The organism is Aquimarina amphilecti (assembly GCF_900109375.1).
Lineage (GTDB): Bacteria > Bacteroidota > Bacteroidia > Flavobacteriales > Flavobacteriaceae > Aquimarina > Aquimarina amphilecti.
On record NZ_FOAB01000001.1, the window covers coordinates 797,759 to 817,076 of the forward strand.

Annotated in this window: 18 protein-coding genes; 10 read left to right on the plus strand and 8 right to left on the minus strand. The window is 30.4% G+C overall.

Features of this window, described 5'->3' with window-relative positions:
• Window positions 1-2: 2 nt before the first annotated feature.
• Together BMY33_RS03520 and BMY33_RS03525 are read right to left on the minus strand one after the other, a co-directional pair.
• Window positions 3-491 carry an RNA polymerase sigma factor gene (locus BMY33_RS03520; RefSeq protein ID WP_091405663.1) on the minus strand — a complete coding sequence of 163 codons (489 nt, stop codon included), beginning with the start codon at window positions 489-491 and terminating at the stop codon, window positions 3-5.
• Window positions 492-715: 224 nt separating this feature from the next.
• Window positions 716-1,363: a hypothetical protein gene (locus tag BMY33_RS03525; protein ID WP_091405665.1), complete on the minus strand. Its 648-nt coding sequence runs from the start codon at window positions 1,361-1,363 to the stop codon at window positions 716-718.
• Window positions 1,364-1,559: 196 nt separating this feature from the next.
• On the opposite strand from BMY33_RS03525, the gene BMY33_RS03530 reads away from it, so the two are divergent.
• Entirely contained in the window at window positions 1,560-2,792 is a 1,233-nt protein-coding gene (locus tag BMY33_RS03530) for a response regulator (protein WP_091405670.1), read from the plus strand.
• Between the two features lie 3 nt (window positions 2,793-2,795).
• Here BMY33_RS03530 and BMY33_RS03535 read toward each other — a convergent pair whose 3' ends face one another.
• Window positions 2,796-3,773: a M23 family metallopeptidase gene (locus BMY33_RS03535; protein WP_091405673.1), complete on the minus strand. Its 978-nt coding sequence runs from the start codon at window positions 3,771-3,773 to the stop codon at window positions 2,796-2,798.
• Between the two features lie 334 nt (window positions 3,774-4,107).
• Here BMY33_RS03535 and BMY33_RS03540 point away from each other — a divergent pair, with 334 nt between their 5' ends.
• Window positions 4,108-4,941, plus strand: coding sequence for an OmpA/MotB family protein (locus tag BMY33_RS03540; protein ID WP_091405677.1), 834 nt, complete (start codon window positions 4,108-4,110; stop codon window positions 4,939-4,941).
• Between the two features lie 139 nt (window positions 4,942-5,080).
• On the opposite strand, the gene BMY33_RS03545 is transcribed toward BMY33_RS03540, so the two are convergent.
• Window positions 5,081-5,269 (minus strand): hypothetical protein, encoded by a 189-nt coding sequence (locus BMY33_RS03545; RefSeq protein ID WP_091405678.1) that lies wholly within the window; start codon window positions 5,267-5,269, stop codon window positions 5,081-5,083.
• Between the two features lie 223 nt (window positions 5,270-5,492).
• Between BMY33_RS03545 and BMY33_RS03550 the strand changes: the two genes are divergently transcribed.
• The 3 genes from BMY33_RS03550 (at window position 5,493) to BMY33_RS03560 (ending at window position 7,571) form a co-directional block, all read left to right on the plus strand.
• On the plus strand, window positions 5,493-5,942 hold the full coding sequence (locus BMY33_RS03550) for a hypothetical protein (RefSeq protein ID WP_091405681.1): 450 nt from the start codon (window positions 5,493-5,495) through the stop codon (window positions 5,940-5,942).
• 252 nt (window positions 5,943-6,194) lie between these two features.
• Window positions 6,195-7,031, plus strand: coding sequence for a M57 family metalloprotease (locus BMY33_RS03555; protein WP_091405684.1), 837 nt, complete (start codon window positions 6,195-6,197; stop codon window positions 7,029-7,031).
• A gap of 132 nt (window positions 7,032-7,163) precedes the next feature.
• Entirely contained in the window at window positions 7,164-7,571 is a 408-nt protein-coding gene (locus BMY33_RS03560) for a DUF2541 family protein (RefSeq protein ID WP_091405688.1), read from the plus strand.
• Window positions 7,572-7,664: 93 nt separating this feature from the next.
• On the opposite strand, the gene BMY33_RS03565 is transcribed toward BMY33_RS03560, so the two are convergent.
• Together BMY33_RS03565 and lon are read right to left on the minus strand one after the other, a co-directional pair.
• A complete protein-coding gene (locus tag BMY33_RS03565; RefSeq protein ID WP_091405691.1) occupies window positions 7,665-8,879 on the minus strand; it encodes a class I SAM-dependent rRNA methyltransferase in 1,215 nt (404 codons plus the stop codon).
• A 710-nt stretch (window positions 8,880-9,589) separates the two neighbouring features.
• Window positions 9,590-12,040: an endopeptidase La gene (gene lon / locus BMY33_RS03570; protein ID WP_091405695.1), complete on the minus strand. Its 2,451-nt coding sequence runs from the start codon at window positions 12,038-12,040 to the stop codon at window positions 9,590-9,592.
• A gap of 220 nt (window positions 12,041-12,260) precedes the next feature.
• Between lon and BMY33_RS03575 the strand changes: the two genes are divergently transcribed.
• The 5 genes from BMY33_RS03575 to BMY33_RS03595 all read left to right on the plus strand — a co-directional run bounded on the left by BMY33_RS03575 (window position 12,261) and on the right by BMY33_RS03595 (window position 16,119).
• The gene (locus BMY33_RS03575) at window positions 12,261-12,812 is read left to right on the plus strand and encodes an RNA polymerase sigma factor (protein WP_091405698.1); all 552 of its coding nucleotides are present in this window, start codon (window positions 12,261-12,263) and stop codon (window positions 12,810-12,812) included.
• Window positions 12,809-13,372: a hypothetical protein gene (locus BMY33_RS03580; protein ID WP_091405701.1), complete on the plus strand. Its 564-nt coding sequence runs from the start codon at window positions 12,809-12,811 to the stop codon at window positions 13,370-13,372. The genes BMY33_RS03575 and BMY33_RS03580 overlap by 4 nt, the downstream gene beginning before the upstream one ends.
• Window positions 13,353-14,453 carry a DUF4097 family beta strand repeat-containing protein gene (locus tag BMY33_RS03585; protein ID WP_091405703.1) on the plus strand — a complete coding sequence of 367 codons (1,101 nt, stop codon included), beginning with the start codon at window positions 13,353-13,355 and terminating at the stop codon, window positions 14,451-14,453. The genes BMY33_RS03580 and BMY33_RS03585 overlap by 20 nt, the downstream gene beginning before the upstream one ends.
• 19 nt (window positions 14,454-14,472) lie before the next feature.
• Window positions 14,473-15,207: a head GIN domain-containing protein gene (locus tag BMY33_RS03590; RefSeq protein ID WP_091405705.1), complete on the plus strand. Its 735-nt coding sequence runs from the start codon at window positions 14,473-14,475 to the stop codon at window positions 15,205-15,207.
• 177 nt (window positions 15,208-15,384) lie between these two features.
• Window positions 15,385-16,119: a tyrosine-protein phosphatase gene (locus BMY33_RS03595; protein ID WP_091405708.1), complete on the plus strand. Its 735-nt coding sequence runs from the start codon at window positions 15,385-15,387 to the stop codon at window positions 16,117-16,119.
• Here the strand turns inward: BMY33_RS03595 and BMY33_RS03600 are convergent.
• On the minus strand, window positions 16,116-18,479 hold the full coding sequence (locus BMY33_RS03600) for a GumC family protein (RefSeq protein ID WP_091405712.1): 2,364 nt from the start codon (window positions 18,477-18,479) through the stop codon (window positions 16,116-16,118). The genes BMY33_RS03595 and BMY33_RS03600 overlap by 4 nt on opposite strands.
• A 7-nt stretch (window positions 18,480-18,486) precedes the next feature.
• Window positions 18,487-19,278 (minus strand): polysaccharide biosynthesis/export family protein, encoded by a 792-nt coding sequence (locus BMY33_RS03605; RefSeq protein ID WP_091405715.1) that lies wholly within the window; start codon window positions 19,276-19,278, stop codon window positions 18,487-18,489.
• Window positions 19,279-19,318: the final 40 nt, after the last annotated feature.

Consider the following 19,318-nt stretch of genomic DNA (forward strand, 5'->3'; position numbering starts at 1 on the left):
TTCTATTCTTCTACTATTTGTGTTTTCAATTTTTGTTTTATCCTGGATATTCTAGTTCCTACATTCGTTGGTGTTAAACCAGTAATCAATGATATCTCTTCATATTTCTTACCTTCTAATACCAATAGAATGAGGCCTTTTTCTAGATCACTAAGCATTTTGATATGGGCATATAATATTTTTAATTTTTCTTCAAACTCAATATCATAATTTTCTGTTTGTTTTAGGACCACCTGATCAATTCCTACTCTATTTCCTTTTCTCTTTTCTTTTTTTAATCTTGTAATTGCAGTGTTTAGCGCAACTCGATACATCCAAGTACTCACCTTAGCATCTCCTCTAAAAGAGCCATATGCTTTCCATAGTTGATATACTATTTCTTGATATAAATCTTGTTGATCTTCGGGTTGATCTGTATAAACTGTAGTTATTTTAAAAATAACTCCTTCATTTTCCTTAATAACCCGAGTAAATTCATCTTCTTTACTCATATTAAGTTTCTTTTTACCATTAGTGTGTGGTATTTAAAAAAAATCACAAAATATTTTGAAAATATTAATAATGCTATGAATTAAATATACTCAAAGCCTTATAAACACAATAGAAAATGTTGTTTGAAAATAATTAGAAAGTACTGTAAGAAATTGGAATATATATGATATTAAAACCTAATTGGGCATGGAAGGTAACGGTAAAAATCAAATTTACAATAGTATTACTCTTTAACAACAATTATAGTAGCCTTTACACCAGTTGTCAAATTCCATTCGTTAGCTGTGATTATATTACCTTGATCATCGTGTAACTGAAATTCTGCAGTATTAGGACCAGAGGTTCCTTGATTAAGTGCTTCTATATCAATTTTATTAAAACCTTTAATAAGATCAATCTTAAATCCTTCGAAAACGCTGTTCAAATATACATTTGATCTTATCACATCTTCATTTAAAAAAATTCGCACTAAATCACCATCAACAGATTGATGATCTCTATAGATAAGATAAACAAATTCTGATTTACTTTTAAAATCCCCTAGATATTGATCAGATTTATATTCTTCCTTTATTTCTTTATCTTTTTGAAACCACTTAGGAACCACTTTAAAATTTGGTTGTAAAAGACCATTATCACCCGTCATATCAAAAGGTTTTTGCGTTCTATTGAAACGTATAGAATCTTTAGGGCTCTTATATAAACTGAAGCTATTTTTTGGTTTGGTCAAGCTTGGAGATAACTTATAAGTGCTTGTTCCCAAATTATTAGTATTATCATCTATTTTTAAAGATGATAAAGGTTTTTCTATTTGTGAACTCATAGAACTCACAAAAAAAATTAATAACACCGATACAACTGTAGATTTCATCTTCCTTACTCCTTTATCAGATATTGTCGTTAAATATACTCATTCCCTTACTTTTTTTTATTATTTGTAATCAAAAACTCGACCAAACTATCAATATATTCAGTAAATCAAGAAAAAAACCACTTTTCTAAAAAAAACTCCTTTTTAAACTTGTAAGATAAATCTGATATCTTTTATTTTGTCATAAAAACAACCAATGATCTCTTATGCCGTCTGGACGATACTATCAATATTAATTATTTTTTTAGGTTATAAATGTTATTTACTAGCATCTAAGCTCAAAAAAAAGGATAAAGAACTGAACTCACTGCACAGATCTACAGAAAAGAAAGTACAAAAAAACCAAGAGTTTATATCCTCCCTAAGTCAAGAATTAAGAACCCCTCTTTATGGAATTATGGGGTTAACTAATATTCTGTATAATGAACATCCTGAACTGGAACATAATAAGAATCTCAAATCTTTAAAGTTTTCCGGTGATTATTTATTGACCTTAATAAATAATGTACTACAAGTTAATATTCTAGAGTCTGATACAATTATAACCGATAAAAGACCAATTAATCTACGTGAACTAACTCAAAACATCGTTCATTCATTTGGTTATGCTACAGAAAATAGTGGAAATACGTTAGACCTAGATTTTGATGAAGATATCCCAGAAAAATTACAAGGAAATCCTGCAATTCTTTCTCAAATACTAATGAACTTAATTAGTAATGCTTTACGATTCACTAAAAACGGGAATATTGTTTTTTCTGTTAATTTAATAAACAAGAAAGGGAAATTCAATAATATATCCTTTAAGATTAAACATGATGGAAATGAGGTGTCTAAAGAAGAGGAAAAATCCATTTATAGAGAATTTATTGATATACATAAAGTTAAAAAATCCTATTTAGGGACTGGAATAAATTCTACTATAGTGAAGCGACTTGCCAAATCAATAGATGGAGAAATCATCCTTCAGAATAACTCTCAAGCTGGTTCTGAATATGCTTTTGTAATAAATCTAGAAACTATTAATCCTAATAGTAAAGATGTTAATCAAAATGAAGGAGGAAATAATAAGCAAAAAGCGCTAATTGTTGATGACAATAAACTTAATTTATTAGTTGCGGATAAAATTCTTTCTAAAGAAAATTTTGAATGCACAACTATTGATAATGGTTTTGATGCAATAGAACTTGCTAAAGATCATTCTTATGATATCATTTTAATGGACATAAATATGCCAAAACTAAATGGAATTGGTACTACGAAAAGAATAAGAGAATTTGATAATAAAACACCAATAATTGCGCTAACAGCAGTGGATGTTACTCAGTTAAATAGACAGATTATGCAAGCTGGCTTAAATGACTATATATTAAAACCTTATGACAAAAATATATTACTAGAAATGATACATAAACATGTACAAAACTAGTTTTTAATAGATCACGATTTCTTGTCCTACATTAAGGACAGAATTATATCTAATCTCATTTATTTTACATATCTCTGAAACTTGAACGTCATGTTTTCTTGCGATACCATGAAGCGTATCACCCTTTTTTACAACATATATGCTTTTTGTAGGATTTTCAATTTCATTAGTGATTTCTTCTATATCTGTTTGAACCACAATTTTGCTCTGCCTAGTGGATCTGTGAGATCTTGGAGTTATCCATTTTTTGGTAACAACAATATCATCTGATCTTATTTTTGTACCTGGAGAAAAGTCGAAAAGATATTCGGGATGAATACTTTTACCATGATATCGAACTTCTAAATGTAAATGACTACCTCGCGCATTACCCGAAACCCCTCCTTTACCAATAATCTGACCTTTTTCTACAATATCATTTTCTTTAACCAAATATTTCGAAAGGTGTGCATACACAGTTTCTAAACCATTATCATGTCGTATGACAACAGTTTTACCATGGCCACCGTGACGTCTGGCATATCTAACTTTACCTTTTAGCAATGACCTTACATTATCTCCCGTCTTAAGATCAATATCAATTCCTTGATGGGGTCTACCTCTTCTCCATCCATATCTAGAAGTTACCACCATTTTGTGCTCTACAGGTGAAGCAAATACGGTATCTGCAAAATGTAGTGAAAAAGGACGCTTATTTTGTTTATTCCTCCAATAGGTATTAAATACAGTAGTGCTCCAATCTTCTTTATACACTTTATTAAAATCCTTTTTATCTAAGGTATCCTTAATAATAGAGGCAACAATGTTTGCTCTGTTAACCTTATATATAGGTAAATATGTAATATCTCCATTCAATACTAATACCTTATGATCCTTAAGTACTTTAGTACTTTCTTGATTAAATTGTTGTGCAACAATTGTTTCTAATGAAACACACAATAACAGTATTAATAAAACTAGTTTTTCTTTATTTAAAAACATGAAATTCCAAAAGTTTAAATTCTAAAGCAAAGTTCATTCTGGGCGTTTCGTTTGTTATAAGACGATTTATTTATTGTCTCGTTACAACTATAATTAGTTATTAACCTAATATTATATTCTTCAGTAATAGAGACTAAAAAACTAAATCATTGCAATTCAATTTATTACAAAAAAATCGATGATAAATTTACCGTAAAAATAGTACGGTATACTAATTTTAGCAATTTTTTTTAACAAATTTTAAGAATTTGATGTGAAAAGTTTAGTAGGTAAAATTATAATAAAACATAGAACATGTAGTTTTAACTAGGTATAATAGATTAATTAAATAACCATGAAAAAAGTATTCACACTAATCGCATTATCGGGAGCTTTAATGACCACATCTTGCGTATCGAAAAAGAAGTATTTAGCCTTAGAAGAGGATCTAAATAACACGCGTAGTACATTACAGAAAACCACAGTAGAAAAAGAAGAGTTAGAATCTAAATTTGCAAAGATCGAATCAAGAGTAGCTGATTATAACGCAAAAATAAATTCATTAAAAGATTCTAATAATGAAAAAATGGTAATGGTGGATAACCTTGCTGTAATCTCGAACAACACTAAAGAGAAAATGAAAGAAACATTAGCTAAAGTTGATCCAGAAAAACTTCAAGGAGCAAGAACTCTTGAAGATTCTATGAACCTTGCTGTTTCACATAATTTAAAAAGTTCTTTAGATGACAGTCTAAAAGAAGACGAAGATATCTCTATTGATATTGACAACACTGTTGTTATGATTTCTATTTCTGACAAGATGTTATTTAATAGCGGAAGCTATAGAGTTAGTAACAAAGCTAATGATATATTAGAAAAATTAGCACAAGTAATTAATTCTGAACCTAGTCTTGATGTGATGATAGAAGGTCACACTGATCCAAGAACAATAAGTACTCCAGCTTTAGAAGACAACTGGGACTTAAGTGTTAAAAGAGCAACTTCTATTACTAGATTACTACAAAAACAGTACAATGTTGATCCAGCTAAGTTAATCGCCTCAGGAAGAAGTAGCTACCAACCGTTAGTAGAAAATGATACTGAAGAGAATATGGCTATTAATAGACGTACAAGAATTGTTTTATTACCAAATCTTGATAAGTTCTTCGCGATGTTATCATCAAATTAAAAAAAATGAAATTTCATAAAAAAGGGATGTGTATGATATACACATCCCTTTTTTTCATTTGCATTCGTACAATTACAACCTAAAACATAAATTACTATCCAGATACTTATTATAAAATACTACTATGCAATAAAATATTCTAATCAATGTATGTATTAACGCTTGTAGTCAATTTACAAGAGCTATGCAACATCTTTTTAAATTTTAGAGCTAAATGCTCATCATTAAACTTCATTGCTTCACTAATACTATTGGATAATATCAACTCTCCTATTAAATATTCTACAAAATAGGTTTGTTCATCAGTTAACAAGACGTATTCAGTCATATAAGATTTCTATTTTGGAACTCCCTGTACTTCTAAATAATACAGGTAACATTTTTTCTATTCCAAATTTACCTCTTATGAACTATACTTTTATTACTTTCTTATGTATGTTATCAAATTCTTATTCACAATCTCTACTAAAGAAATTATAAAGGCAGTTTAAAACAAAAAAATCATAAATTTTTCGTAACTTATTGATGTCCAATCCATAAATCACTCTGTTATGAAACTTTTCTTTTTAATTATTCTAAGCATATTCTCTACTAGTTCAATTAATAATAGTAACACATCTTCTGAAATCAATAATTTCGATTTAGAAGGTGTTTGGGATTTAAAACATCAATTTCTATATGATGATCATAATGAAGTTTCTGATACTATTTTAAACCCCAATGGGTATCGACAAGTAAAAATGTATAGCAAAGGAAAAGTAATGTGGACTAGGTTTGATCCTGCAGATAGTAATGAATGGTTTGGATATGGCACCTATTCTATTAAAGGTAATATCCTCGAAGAAAGATTAGAGTACGCCTCCGGGCCAATGATGGAAATAGTAGATACCACTCAAGTATTTAAATTTGAATTAATCTTGGATAAAAAATCCTACCAACAAATAACAATAGATGAAAATGGTCATTACTCTCAATCAGAAAATTATACCAAGGTAGAGTAATTAGTGTTTTTTACTCCTATTTATTTCTTCATACTGAAACAAAGGGAATTAACCCATCAACATGGGTTATATAACCCTGTTTTTATTTATCTCATAAAGGTACTTTTGAAAATGAAAAAGCACGTATAATATCATTTTATATGAGTATTATATAACTACCCCTAAATATTTTTCATTTAAAACTTTAGATCATTTAAATGAATATCCACAAAAACCTTTTGATAAAATTTAAACTAATTAAAATGTATCACTATGAAAAAAATTAAAATATTATTGTTTTACACTATTATCTTAGGAACTATCTTTTCTTGTCAAAAGAAAGAAATTACTGAAGAAGTACAAGGAATTAACAAAGAACCTACAAAAGAACAACTAGATAAGTTATTCAACATGGGAGTAAATATTGATAATGTTACTATAGAAGAAATAACTACTCTAGATGGTAAAAAAGATATTTATTTAGTATCAGGTGATATTCTTATCCCGTCTAATGATTTGGATTCTTATTCAGAATTAAAACCTCTAGAAGGAGATAATAAACAATATAGAGATAGTAATTTAGTATCCTCAAACTATAGAAATATTGATATTTTAGGATACACAGGAGGAAACTTTGCTTTAACTTCTAAAATGCAAACCGCATTACGCTGGGCAGTTAATAATTACAACGCATTATCAAATAGTTTAAATTTCAATCTAACATTTGGCACAGATTTTAGCACTGCGGATATGGTAGTTTATAAAATAAATGTAGCAGGTGGAGGTGGAAATGCGGGTTTTCCAAATACATTGGGCCAACCATATAAATGGGTCAGAATCAACTCCGGAACTGATGCATTCACAACCAATGTGAATGAACATGTAATTGGTCACGAAATAGGTCATTGTCTTGGATTAAGACATCAAGATTGGTACAATCGTCAAAGTTGTGGTTACTCTGGTCCTTTACCTGCAGAACCACCTGCAATTTGGATTCCAGGAACACCTACATCAGCTTATGAAGATTCTATTATGTTAGCATGTTTTAGTGCTAACGAAGATGGAGAATTTACTGATAGCGACAAAACCGCACTAAACATCTTATATTAAAGGATAATCCTTTACTACATATTTAAGAAGGCTGCATATATAATATATGCAGCCTGTTTTTTTGTGTAAAAATCGTAATTAAACCTTTTCTTCTTTAATTGGTCTTACTACTAAACACTAAAATATCGAATTATGAAAAATAGAAAAACTCAAAAATTAGTATTACCATTTTTAATGATACTATTTTTAGTGGGAAGCAGCTTTACTTCAGCTAAAATAAAATGGGAGCATTTAGGATCGAGAACTGTAAAATATAAAATCGATAAAGATGTAATTAAGATAACAGCAAAAAATGGTGCTTTTAAAAAACTAAAAGTTAAAGTTACTAATGGCTCTTTAAACATGTATAGAATAATTGTACAGTACGGAAATGGAGAAAAACAAGAAATACAAGTAAAAAAGAACTTTACTAAAGGAGGAGCAACTCGAGTTATTGATTTAAAAGGAAACAAACGAATAATTAGGGATATAACGTTTTTTTACGACACGAAAAATTTATCTAACAAAAGAGCAAAAGTCCACGTTTTTGGAAAACATTAATAAATAATATCTGAACTTAAATATTGGTTGGAGTATTTCATACGTGAGACAATTGTGCTTCAGCCAGGTTCAGAGTCTCGTAACAAATCCTTATTATTTAATTTTATAATACACACATTTTAGATAAGCCCCTTCTTCAAAAGTGATCGGATGATCTATGTCATGAAAAGTCTTTTCTAATACATCAATTTTTTTTCCAAAACCAGAAATGTTTTCATCACAGATATTAAAAAAATCTTCTGCCTTAACTCTTGAAGAACAGGAAGCTAAAACTAAAATCCCGTTTTTATTAACCAACTGTACTCCTAATCTAGCTAATCTAGCATAACTATTCTTAGCTTTAGCTATTTCACTCTCTCTTTTCGCAAAAGATGGAGGATCAATCACAACAACATCAAATTTCTTTTTCTTTTTTATCAACGTTTGCAAACCATCAAAGGCGTCTGCTGCAATGATACTATGTCTTCCTAAGTGTTTATTTAACGAAGCATTATGCTTAGCCATTTCTAAAGCTTGCTTACTAATATCCAAACTAACAACTTCTGTTGCACCACCTGCTAGTGCGTGTACAGAGAATCCTCCTGCATAAGAAAACACATCTAGTATAGTTTTTCCATTAGAAAGATCTCCTACTTTCTTTCTATTATGTCTATGATCTAAAAAATATCCCGTCTTATGGCCTTTAATTACATTAGCCGAAAATAAAACACCATGTTCCTCGAATACGATTACTTCATTCTCTAAACTCCCAAAAACTACCTGACCATCCTTCAGGTTGTATGTTTCACCTGTTGTTTGTAAAGATCTACTTAATCGTATTACAACAGTTTCACATCCCGTTTGTTTTATTAAATGAGGTATGATCCAATTAATATATGGAAACCAAATATGAGAATATAGTTTTATTACCAAGACACTATCATAAACATCCGCTATAAAACCCGGCATTTGATCATTCTCACCAAACACTAATCTATAACTATTCGTTTTTGTTTCTAATAATTCTTTCCTAAGATTATAGGCACTTTGGATTCTATCACTGAACCACTCATTATTTATCTGAGCAGCTTTCTTAAATTGAATCAATTTAATCCTAATTGGAGAATAAGGATCGTACAACCCAATCGCTATAATTGTGTTTTTTTTGTTATCATAAATTATAGCCAAATCACCTGCATTTCCCTGAATACTTTGCTTGACTATGCTATTCTCGAAAACCCAAGGATGTCCCCGTTTTACCATCTTTTCTGCAGAAGGCTTAAGTTTTATTGCTAATCTTTGAGTGTTGATTTCCGGGACAATATTCATAATATGCAAGAATAGTAATATTTTTTAGCATATAGGAGTTATAATAAATAAAAACGGGATTGTATCTGGAAACAATCCCGTTTAACCAAAACTTTTCTAGCTAATGAACCTATTGAGGAATCGTCATTTTAGACTGTTATATAGGTGTGACATTTTAACTTAAGGTTTTAAGAGATTTTCATGTGTAATATATATGTTGGTTGACAAAAACATGAATTAATAAAATAAAGTCTGGTTTACATTTTAAAAGTAACACATTTATACAACTTACAGTTGCGTGTAAACCTCAAAAAAAGTAACCTAAAATAGTCTTATTTACCTTATTAAATTAGAAAAGCGCTCATCCCAAGGAGTATCAGGATAAACGCTCAAAAAAATATTGTTCGAACTTGTAATTATTTAGTAAAGTGAATCTCGCTTTTTGATTGTAGTCAAATTAGATACTTTTTCTAAAAAGCATCAATCCCAAGATGTATCAGGATTAATCCCCTCTAAGTATGTATTCAACTTTTTTATCTAATAATAGATTTTGTTGATTTCTCTACTGTTTACATCTATATGACGAACATCACTAAATATTGTTACACTAATTTGTTATTATTTTTAATTTTAATTCACTGAAAACTAAAAGAATCCATTGAGATCAAGAGCTACAGCGAATAATTATTTTAATAAAAAAATAACTATTAGTTCTAAATGAAAATCAAAGATTATAATTTCTTAGCATTCTTAACCTTACTTTTAGTTAAGGCCAATTCTAAAACTTCACTCATTTCTTTAACATAATGAAACTTTAACCCTTTAAGGTATTCTGCTTTTATCTCATCTATATCCCTTTTATTGTCCGCACATAACAATATTTCTTTTATATGAGCTCTTTTTGCTGCTAAGATTTTTTCTTTAATTCCACCTACAGGTAAAACTTTACCTCTTAAAGTTATCTCACCAGTCATAGCAATACTTTTCTTTACCTTTCTTTGTGTAAACAATGACACTAAAGAAGTAAGCATAGTAATCCCTGCACTTGGACCATCTTTTGGAGTTGCTCCTTCCGGAACATGAATATGAACGTTGTAATTACTAAAAATATCCTGATTAACCCCTAGAATATCCGCATTGGCTTTAATATACTCCATAGCTATTGTTGCAGATTCTTTCATTACCTTTCCTAAATTACCTGTAATAGTAAGGCTACCTTTTCCTTTAGAAAGTATGGATTCTATGAATAATATATCTCCTCCTACACTAGTCCAAGCCAATCCTGTAACCACACCCGCTACTTCATTGTTTTCATATTTATCACGTTCTAATCTAGGAACACCCAAAACCTCTACGACATCATCATTACTTACTTTTACATTATACGACTCCTCCATTGCTATGTTTTTAGCAGCGAATCGTACCATTTTAGCAATTTGTTTTTCTAGTCCACGAACACCAGATTCTCTTGTATATCCTTCTACAATTTTTTCTAATTGTACTTTTCCGATTTTTAAATGAGACTTATCAAGTCCGTGCTCCACCAATTGCTTAGGCAATAAATGTTGCTTAGCAATTTCAACTTTTTCCTCTATCGTATATCCAGTCACATTAATAATTTCCATACGATCTCTTAATGCTGGTTGTATAGTATTAAGGCTATTGGAAGTAGCAATAAACATTACTTTAGAAAGATCAAATCCCATTTCTAAAAAATTATCATGGAACTCAGAGTTTTGTTCAGGATCAAGAACTTCTAATAAAGCAGAAGAAGGGTCTCCCTGATTCCCAACAGAAAGCTTATCAATTTCATCCAAAACAAATACGGGGTTGCTAGTACCTGCTTTTTTAAGGCTTTGGATAATACGACCAGGCATTGCACCTATATAAGTTTTTCTATGTCCTCTAATTTCTGCTTCATCACGTAATCCACCTAATGATATACGCACATATTCTCTTCCTAATGCTTCGGCGATAGATTTTCCTAACGAAGTCTTACCAACTCCTGGAGGGCCATAAAGACAAAGTATTGGTGATTTCATATCATTCCGAAGTTTTAGAACAGCTAAATACTCTATGATACGTTTTTTTACTTCATCCAATCCATAATGGTCTCTATCTAAAATTTTCTTTGCACGTTTTAGATCAAATTTATCTTTACTAAACTCATTCCAAGGTAGATCTAAAAATAGATCCAGATAATTACGTTGAATAGAATATTCAGCAACTTGCGGATTCATACGACGCATTTTGGACAATTCTTTGTCAAAATGTTTCTTTACTTTTTCATCCCAATTCTTATCCTTACTTCTTGCCTGCATCTCCTCTATCTCATCTTCATGAGATACACCACCTAACTCTTCTTGAATAGTTTTCATCTGTTGATGAAGAAAATATTCGCGCTGTTGCTGACTCATGTCATGCTGAACCTTATTTTGTATATCATTTCTAAGTTCCAATTTTTGAAACTCTAAATTCATATACTTTAACGTAGCAAGTGCTCTATCCTTAATATTATTTATTTCTAAAATTTTCTGTTTCTCTTCAACAGGTAAATTTAAATTGGAAGAAACAAAATTGATCAAGAAAGAATTACTCTCAATATTTTTTATTGCAAAAGATGCTTCAGAAGGAATATTAGGGCTTTCTTTTATTATTTCTAAAGCTAATTCCTTTATAGAATCAATAATAGTGTTAAACTCTTGATTCTCTTTAGAAGGTCTTGTTTCCGGAACTTCTAATACCCTTGCTTTTATATAAGGTTCCTCTTCTAAGATCTCATCTATTTTAAATCTCTTTTTACCTTGAAGAATAACTGTTGTATTCCCATCAGGCATCTTAAGAACTCTTAAGATTCGAGCTACTACTCCAATCTTATTTATATCCTTCGATGTAGGGTTTTCTACATCTTCTTCTTTTTGAGAAACAACTCCAATTGTTTTATTACCATTATTTGCTTCATTAAGAAGTTTAATTGATTTATCTCGACCAGCGGTAATTGGAATTACTACTCCTGGAAATAGAACCGTATTTCTCAATGGCAAAATAGGAAGTGTCTCGGGAAGTTCTTCTTTATCTATTTCTTCTTCATCTTCAGGAGTCATTAAAGGTATTAATTCTGCATCTTCATTTATTCCTTGAAATGACAAACTGTCAAGAGTCGTTAATTTGGATTTCGTCATAAGTATATATACAAAGTCATTTTGTCATCTAAGCAAAAGGACATTTTTTAAAAGTTTATTAAATCTAATTACAGAACCGATAACACTTACAAAATAAGGCATTTGTATCTGATTCTACTTAAATAAGTCAATTGTTATGCCACAAACTTCAAAAAAAACATTTTTAAAACTGTAACAAAAAAGATCTATCTATATCTTTATATAAAGTAAACTGAAATTTTTGACACTAACCAAACTAAATACCGAGCAACTCATAGAAAGATGCCGTAGACAAGATCAAGGTGCGCAGATGGAAATTTATAATAGATACTATAAAGCTATGTACAATACAGCTTATAGAATTATAAAAAACTCTGCAGAAGCTGAAGATGTTATGCAAGAAGCTTTCTTAACGGCATTTACTAAATTATCAATGTTAGAAGATAGCAGTGTGTTTGGATCTTGGTTAAAAAGAATAGTTATTAATTCTAGCCTTACAATATCTCGTAAGCGTAATATATACGGCGAAGTCCCTTTAGAAACCGTAGAATATGCACTTACAGATGAAACAGAAGGGATTGTAAGAGAAGATTTAACTAGTCTTAAGGCAAATGCAGTTTTAAATACATTAAAAGAGTTAAAAGAAAGCTATAGCACTGCATTATCATTACACTTAATCGAGGGATATGATTATGAAGAGATTTGCGAAATTTTAAACATATCATACTCTAATTGTCGTACACTCATTTCTCGCGCGAAAGAAAGTTTACGTAAAAAATTATTAGTTACATGAAAAAGGAAGATGAAATAGACAAATTATTTGAACGAATGGAAAATCAACTTGATGTATTTGAACCATCAACTGATCACAAAGTACATTTTTTAGAAAAATTGCAGAAGCAAAATAAAGTTGTGTCTCTAAAACCTAAGAAGAGAAATTGGATAAAACCATTAGCCATTGCTGCTTCTATAGCGATATTGATAGGTACAATATCAATAGCTCCTATATTAAATACTAATAAGGAAGCCGATTTAGCAAGTGTATCTCCTCAAATGGAGAATACGCAGAATTTCTTTACGGTTGCAATAAAAACACAACTAGAAGAAATTAACAAAAATTCATCGGCAGAAACAACTGAATTAGTTACAGATGCAATGAAGCAATTAGACAAATTAGAATCTAGTTATGAAGATCTAAAAAAAGATCTAGTAGAAAGTAGTAATGATAAAAGAGTAATCAGCGCGATGATTAAGAATTTTCAGAAACGTGCTACTTTACTAGAAGAAGTATTAGACAAAATTAACAACATCAACAAATTAAAATTAACAGAAAATGAAACCAATATACTATAAAATAATATGCTTACTATTCCTTATACCTGCTATTTCTTTGGGCAATGGTGATCTTAGTAAGAAAGGAAAATATACCAAAGAGAAATCTCTGAAAAAAGAATTTCCTGTTAGCAGTAATGCGTTATTAAAAATAAGTAACGATTATGGAAATCTGGATATTACTTCTTGGGATCAGAATAAAATAGTAATGGAAATTAATATAAAAGTTAATGGAAATGATGAAGAAAAAGTAATTGAAAAACTTGAAAGTATAGGTGTTGATTTTGATGCATCTTCGCAGGTAGTTAGCGCTAGGACAACATTTGATAAAGATGGGAAATCATGGTGGTCAAAATTCTCTGATAGTTGGGGTGGAAATAATCTGAAATTGGAAATCAATTATACAGTAAAAGTTCCAGCTACAAACAACGTAGATCTAAGTAATGACTATGGAAGTATTACTCTTGATAAAACCAAAGGAAATGCAAAAATAAGTTGTGACTATGGTCAAGTCATTCTTGGAGAACTATTAGGAGAAGATAACTACATTGGCATCGACTACACCAATAATAGTACTATAAAATATATGAAAAATGGAAAAATTAATGCTGACTATTCCGATTTTACCTTAGAAATGGGAGGTGAAATTTTACTCAATGCAGATTACACAAAATCAAAAATCAAAAACGTTAAAGAACTTAATTACAACTGTGATTATGGAAGTTTAAAGGTGGAAAATGCAGGTGTATTTAAAGGAAATGGTGATTACTTGGATACCAACATTGGTAGTATTAGTAATAGCGTAACCATTAATTCTGATTACGGGTCCATAGATATTAAAAACTTAGAATCTACAACTAATAATGTAAATATTAGAACTGATTATACCAGTGTAGGTATTGGGTATGATTCTAATCTAAATTTTGATTTTGTTATCAAAACTTCGTATGGAGGAATTAATCTTGATGACAGTATTAATGTAATGAAAAAGAATAAAGAAAACTCTAGTAAAGATTATAGAGGATATCACGGAGAAAAAAACAGTGGAAATTCTATCGATATTTCTACCAGTTATGGTGGAGTGAAACTAAGAAAAAATTAATTCAAACATTCAATCAATTATGAGAACAGTAACAATCATTTTAGCCTTAGCATTATCTAGTATTACGTCAGTAAATGCACAATGGTGGGGAAAAGGCAAGAAAATAGAAGGTAATGGTAATGTGGTCACCAAAACAAGGAATCTTTCAAGTTATGATCAGATAAAGCTAAAAGGTAGTCTAGATGTAGCATTAGTTTCTGGAACAGAAGGAAATATTAAAATAGAAGCTGAAAGTAATTTAATTCCACACGTAATGACCGAAGTTGATGGTGATGTTTTAAAAATCTATGTGGAAAAAGAATATTATTTAAAGCCAAGTAGAAATAAAATAATACTAATAACAGTACCTTTTAAAGATATCTCTAAGGTAAGTTTATCTGGATCAGGTGACATCTATTCTAAAGACATTATCAAAGCTGAATCTTTTGAAACCAGAGTATCTGGATCAGGAGATGTTGGTTTAGAAGTACAAGCTAAGGAATTAGAAGGGTCTGTTTCCGGTAGTGGCGATTTAACATTAAAAGGCTCTGCAGAAAACTTAGAATTAAACGTGACTGGTTCTGGAGATGTAAGAGCCTATGATTTAAAAGCAAAAAATGTAGATGCATCTGTAACAGGTTCTGGAGACATAAAACTAACATCAACTCATTTTCTAAAAGCTCGTGTAACGGGATCTGGAGATATTGATTATCAAGGGAATCCAGAAAAAGAAGACAAAAAAGTTTCAGGGTCTGGAGATATTACTAGACATTAAAAAGAAGCATATTTCAATAATCCGAAAACTGTTTAAGAGGTTTTACTTCCTAGGCAGTTTTTTTTACGTCTAATAATCTTTACTTTTGTAAGTAACTTGATGTAAGCTATTAAGGGATACTTACATCTCAGATTAAAGTATATTACTTTAATTAACCCCAAAACAAGAACGAACACGTTGCATTTTTTATCAAAGAAAGAGATTCATCTTAAAGAAATCATTCCGCAAGGTTATGTAGATATACACTCCCATTTATTACCTAACATAGATGATGGAGTCAAAACGGTATATCAATCTGCCTACATCATTGAACAGTTTACTAACTTAGGAGTAAAAAAAATTATAACCACACCGCATGTTATGCAAGAGGTGTGGCCAAATACCACAGAAACAATAAAAAGCAAACATCTCGAAATGGAACGGATTTTATCTTCGTTAGATATCGATGTTGTTTTAGAAGCTAGTGCAGAGTACATGCTAGATGATTTATTCTACAAAAGAATAAAAGAAAAAGATATCATTGCCTTATATGAAAAATATGTATTGGTTGAAATGTCCACTTTTAGTGCTCCTATTAATTTAAATGAACTTCTTTTCGAAATCAAACTAGCAGGGTTCTCCCCCATTTTAGCACATCCAGAACGTTATTCTTTTTATCAGGATCATATGGAGAAGTACACTGAATTAAAGGAATCTGGTTTTTTATTTCAACTTAATTTACTTTCAATTTCTGGATTTTATGGAGAAAAAGTCAAGGATAAAGCTATAAAATTACTTACGGAAGGTTTTTATGATTTTGCCGGGTCTGATGTTCACAATTATCATCAGTTCGCAATTCTTGAAAAAGGTTTTTTACCAAAAAATGCCGATAAAATATCGGCATTAATGAAAAAGAATCTCTCTTTTAGTTAGTCTTTTGCTCCATATCCGTACCCATATCCATACCCAACTTTATCACCTGCGGCATTTAGTAATACTGCCATATTAGGTAATCGTTTTTCTCTATAGAAATTTTCTGGAACTTGAAGTATTCTTTTATCTGAATAATTTTCTCTTACAATATAAATACTTAGATCAGCGAAATGTCCAATTAACAAGGTGTCAGTAACCAAACTCACTGGTGCGGTATCAACTACGATATAATCATAATTATCGCCTAAATACTCGAACATTTCTTTAACTCGATCATTCATTAACAGTTCGGCCGGATTCGGAGGAATCACTCCAGAAGGAATAACAAAAAGAGGATCGTTCTCCCCTTGCTCATAAACTACATCTTCTGGCTTGATATCTAAGTTCATAATAAAATTCGTGAACCCAGGAGTATCTTTACCCTTTTGCAGTTCAAAAAAGTTATGAAACTTCGGATCCCGGAAATCAGTTCCTAAATATGCCACCTTTTTCCCTGATATTGCTAATGTCTTCGCTAGATTAGATGAAACCAAAGTTTTACCTTCTCCTGAGATAGTAGAAGTAACAAAAATAACTTTACCTGTTTTCTTATTTGTGCCTGCCATTAAGAAACCAAGATTTGTTCTTAGAATCCTAAATGCTTCAGCAATAGATGATCTACTATTTCTAGAGACTACAATTTTACTTTTCTTACTCTTAGTCTTTGGTATAGCTCCTAGAATTGGCATAGATAGTGATCTTTCTAAATCCTCTCTAGAATTTACTTTAGTATTGAACAGATCTAATAAATAAATAATCAAAAAAGGCAATGCAAATCCAAAAAATATGGCTCCAAAATAAATCATTTTCTTATTTGGAGAAACTGGGTAAGAACCCAATGTAGAAGCTTTATCTATAACTCGTGCATTAGATAATGTGATATGACTGGTAATTTCAGCTTCTTCACGTTTTTGCAATAAATATAAATACAACTGTTCTTTTATACCTTGTTCTCTACCAATAGCAGTTAATTCTTTTTGTCTTAATGGTGCATTATACAATTGACCACTAAAATATTTATCTTGAGTCCTTAAACTATTTAAACTAATATTAATAGAATTTTTTGCTCCATTTAAACTAGCAATTAATCCTTGTCTTAAAGAACCTATTTGCTCATCTATATTGACAACCACCGGATTTTGTTCACTAGATGATTTTAATAATCTTTTACGTTGACTTATCAAACCATTATAGCGAGCTACAGTAGATGTTATGGATGGATCATCAAAACCAAGTGTGGATGGTAATATGTCATATTTTCCATCTTGACTAAGTACAAAACGTCTTGTAGATTCAATTTTTCTTAATTGTGTTTCGTACCTATTAATTTCTTGCAGATTTCTTGAGTCGATATCAGCAACTCTTTGTGTTTGTGCAGACACATCGTTAGTTAAGCCAAATTTTGACTTATACCCTGCTGCTTCATCATCCACTTCGGATAAATCTCCAGAGATTAGATCTAATCTTTCATTGATAAATCCTGCTGTTCGTGCAGATGTCAATTTCTTATTTTCAATAGTAGATTTATTATACTCCTCTACCAAATCATTAATTATATCTTTTGCCTTTTCTTTAACAGGGTCGTTTAACGATAATTTTACAATTGAAGATCCTTTACCAATTGTAATAACTGATAGTTTATTTCTATAACTCTGGGCTACTATATTTACAGGTGTAATCTTAATATGAATTACCTTCCCCTTATTAGATTCTATACCATCCACATTTGGAGTAATTACAACATCCCCTATGCTTGTATTGATTGTTTTACCAAAAGAATGATCACTTAATTTTTGTCCTTCTTTATCTACAAAAGAAAACGAAGTCTGCGAATTAATAAGTACTCTGAAATCTTTTGATTTTGTATGAACTATTGAATCCGCTGATAAAAAATTAATTTCAATCAGTGACTTTGGATAATTTTCAGATTCGACAACTCTTCCTTTAGTAAAATATTGAACATTTAGTTTCAAATTATTTACAACATTAGTCAGAAGCGTTCTAGACTTTATTATCTGAATCTCATTTTCTATTTTATTCTTGGAATCATCAAGCAGCCCAAGATCCTTGAAAGCTGATAATTCTGACTCACTCACACTTTCTTCTTGAGAAATCAAAATTGTACCGGATACATTGTATTGAGGAATTGTATAACGTACGTGTAAATATGCTAAAGTTCCAAAAACAATAACACTTAACAAAAACCAATACCATTTCTTTACATACTTTAAAATCTCATCTCTAAAATTGAAACTTGACTTTGGTGGATTTACAAAAGTGCTGTTATCAGTAATATTCTCGGGATTATTATTAGAAATCATATATTGACTATCTTAAAATAAGTGCTAATGCAGCTAAACCTACACTTATCACACTCAAAACAATTCCTACTGTTTTATCCTGCCCTTTAGAGCTCTTTATTCTAGCATCATTAGGTTCTACATATAACACATCATTCTGAGCCAAATAATAAACTGGAGAATCAAAAATAGATTTAGAAGTAAGATCTACCTTATGATAGGTATTAACTCCATCATTCTCACGAATAACCATAACGTTACCTCTTTTCCCCATAATAGTTAAGTCTCCTGCTAAACCAATAGCTTCGATAATTGTTATTCTTTCATTAGGAATTGTGAAAGAACCTGGTTGTCCTACTTCACCAATAACTGTTATCTTAAAGTTTTTAAGCCTAACATTTACAATTGGATCTTTAATATATATCTTAAGTTTCTCCTTTAACATATCCTTAATCTGAACCCTAGTTAAACCAGATATCTTTAATTTCCCTAACACTGGAAAATCAATATTTCCTTCTTCATCAATTAAATATGTCGGTTCTACTCCTCCATTTCCATTTGATGATCCTGTATTATCACCAGACGGAGAAGGTAAACTAGCACCTTGCATTAAATTAAATGGTCTTGCAGCATCCATATCGGTTGCAGAAACTAAAATACTTACCACATCATCCACTTTAAAAACTGGCGTAAATGAATTAGTAGATTTAATTTTTTCTAAATCTTTTGATTCCTGAAAATAGACAACGTCTGTAGGTGTTTTACAAGAAAAAACAAATGATGATACTACTAATAAAAGTAAAAACTTGTATGAATGCATATTTTAAATTCTTTAGGGCATTTTGATCTACAAACAAAAG

What these genes read in the sequence shown, in the direction of transcription:
- BMY33_RS03605 (WP_091405715.1), bottom strand. Translation starts at nt 19,278, where the DNA reads ATGCATTCATACAAGTTTTTACTTTTATTAGTAGTATCATCATTTGTT.
- BMY33_RS03585 (WP_091405703.1), top strand. Translation starts at nt 13,353, where the DNA reads ATGAAACCAATATACTATAAAATAATATGCTTACTATTCCTTATACCT.
- BMY33_RS03550 (WP_091405681.1), top strand. Translation starts at nt 5,493, where the DNA reads ATGAAACTTTTCTTTTTAATTATTCTAAGCATATTCTCTACTAGTTCA.
- BMY33_RS03545 (WP_091405678.1), bottom strand. Translation starts at nt 5,269, where the DNA reads ATGACTGAATACGTCTTGTTAACTGATGAACAAACCTATTTTGTAGAA.
- BMY33_RS03530 (WP_091405670.1), top strand. Translation starts at nt 1,560, where the DNA reads ATGATCTCTTATGCCGTCTGGACGATACTATCAATATTAATTATTTTT.
- BMY33_RS03535 (WP_091405673.1), bottom strand. Translation starts at nt 3,773, where the DNA reads ATGTTTTTAAATAAAGAAAAACTAGTTTTATTAATACTGTTATTGTGT.
- BMY33_RS03565 (WP_091405691.1), bottom strand. Translation starts at nt 8,879, where the DNA reads ATGAATATTGTCCCGGAAATCAACACTCAAAGATTAGCAATAAAACTT.
- BMY33_RS03590 (WP_091405705.1), top strand. Translation starts at nt 14,473, where the DNA reads ATGAGAACAGTAACAATCATTTTAGCCTTAGCATTATCTAGTATTACG.
- BMY33_RS03520 (WP_091405663.1), bottom strand. Translation starts at nt 491, where the DNA reads ATGAGTAAAGAAGATGAATTTACTCGGGTTATTAAGGAAAATGAAGGA.
- BMY33_RS03560 (WP_091405688.1), top strand. Translation starts at nt 7,164, where the DNA reads ATGAAAAATAGAAAAACTCAAAAATTAGTATTACCATTTTTAATGATA.
- BMY33_RS03600 (WP_091405712.1), bottom strand. Translation starts at nt 18,479, where the DNA reads ATGATTTCTAATAATAATCCCGAGAATATTACTGATAACAGCACTTTT.
- BMY33_RS03540 (WP_091405677.1), top strand. Translation starts at nt 4,108, where the DNA reads ATGAAAAAAGTATTCACACTAATCGCATTATCGGGAGCTTTAATGACC.
- lon (WP_091405695.1), bottom strand. Translation starts at nt 12,040, where the DNA reads ATGACGAAATCCAAATTAACGACTCTTGACAGTTTGTCATTTCAAGGA.
- BMY33_RS03580 (WP_091405701.1), top strand. Translation starts at nt 12,809, where the DNA reads ATGAAAAAGGAAGATGAAATAGACAAATTATTTGAACGAATGGAAAAT.
- BMY33_RS03555 (WP_091405684.1), top strand. Translation starts at nt 6,195, where the DNA reads ATGAAAAAAATTAAAATATTATTGTTTTACACTATTATCTTAGGAACT.
- BMY33_RS03525 (WP_091405665.1), bottom strand. Translation starts at nt 1,363, where the DNA reads ATGAAATCTACAGTTGTATCGGTGTTATTAATTTTTTTTGTGAGTTCT.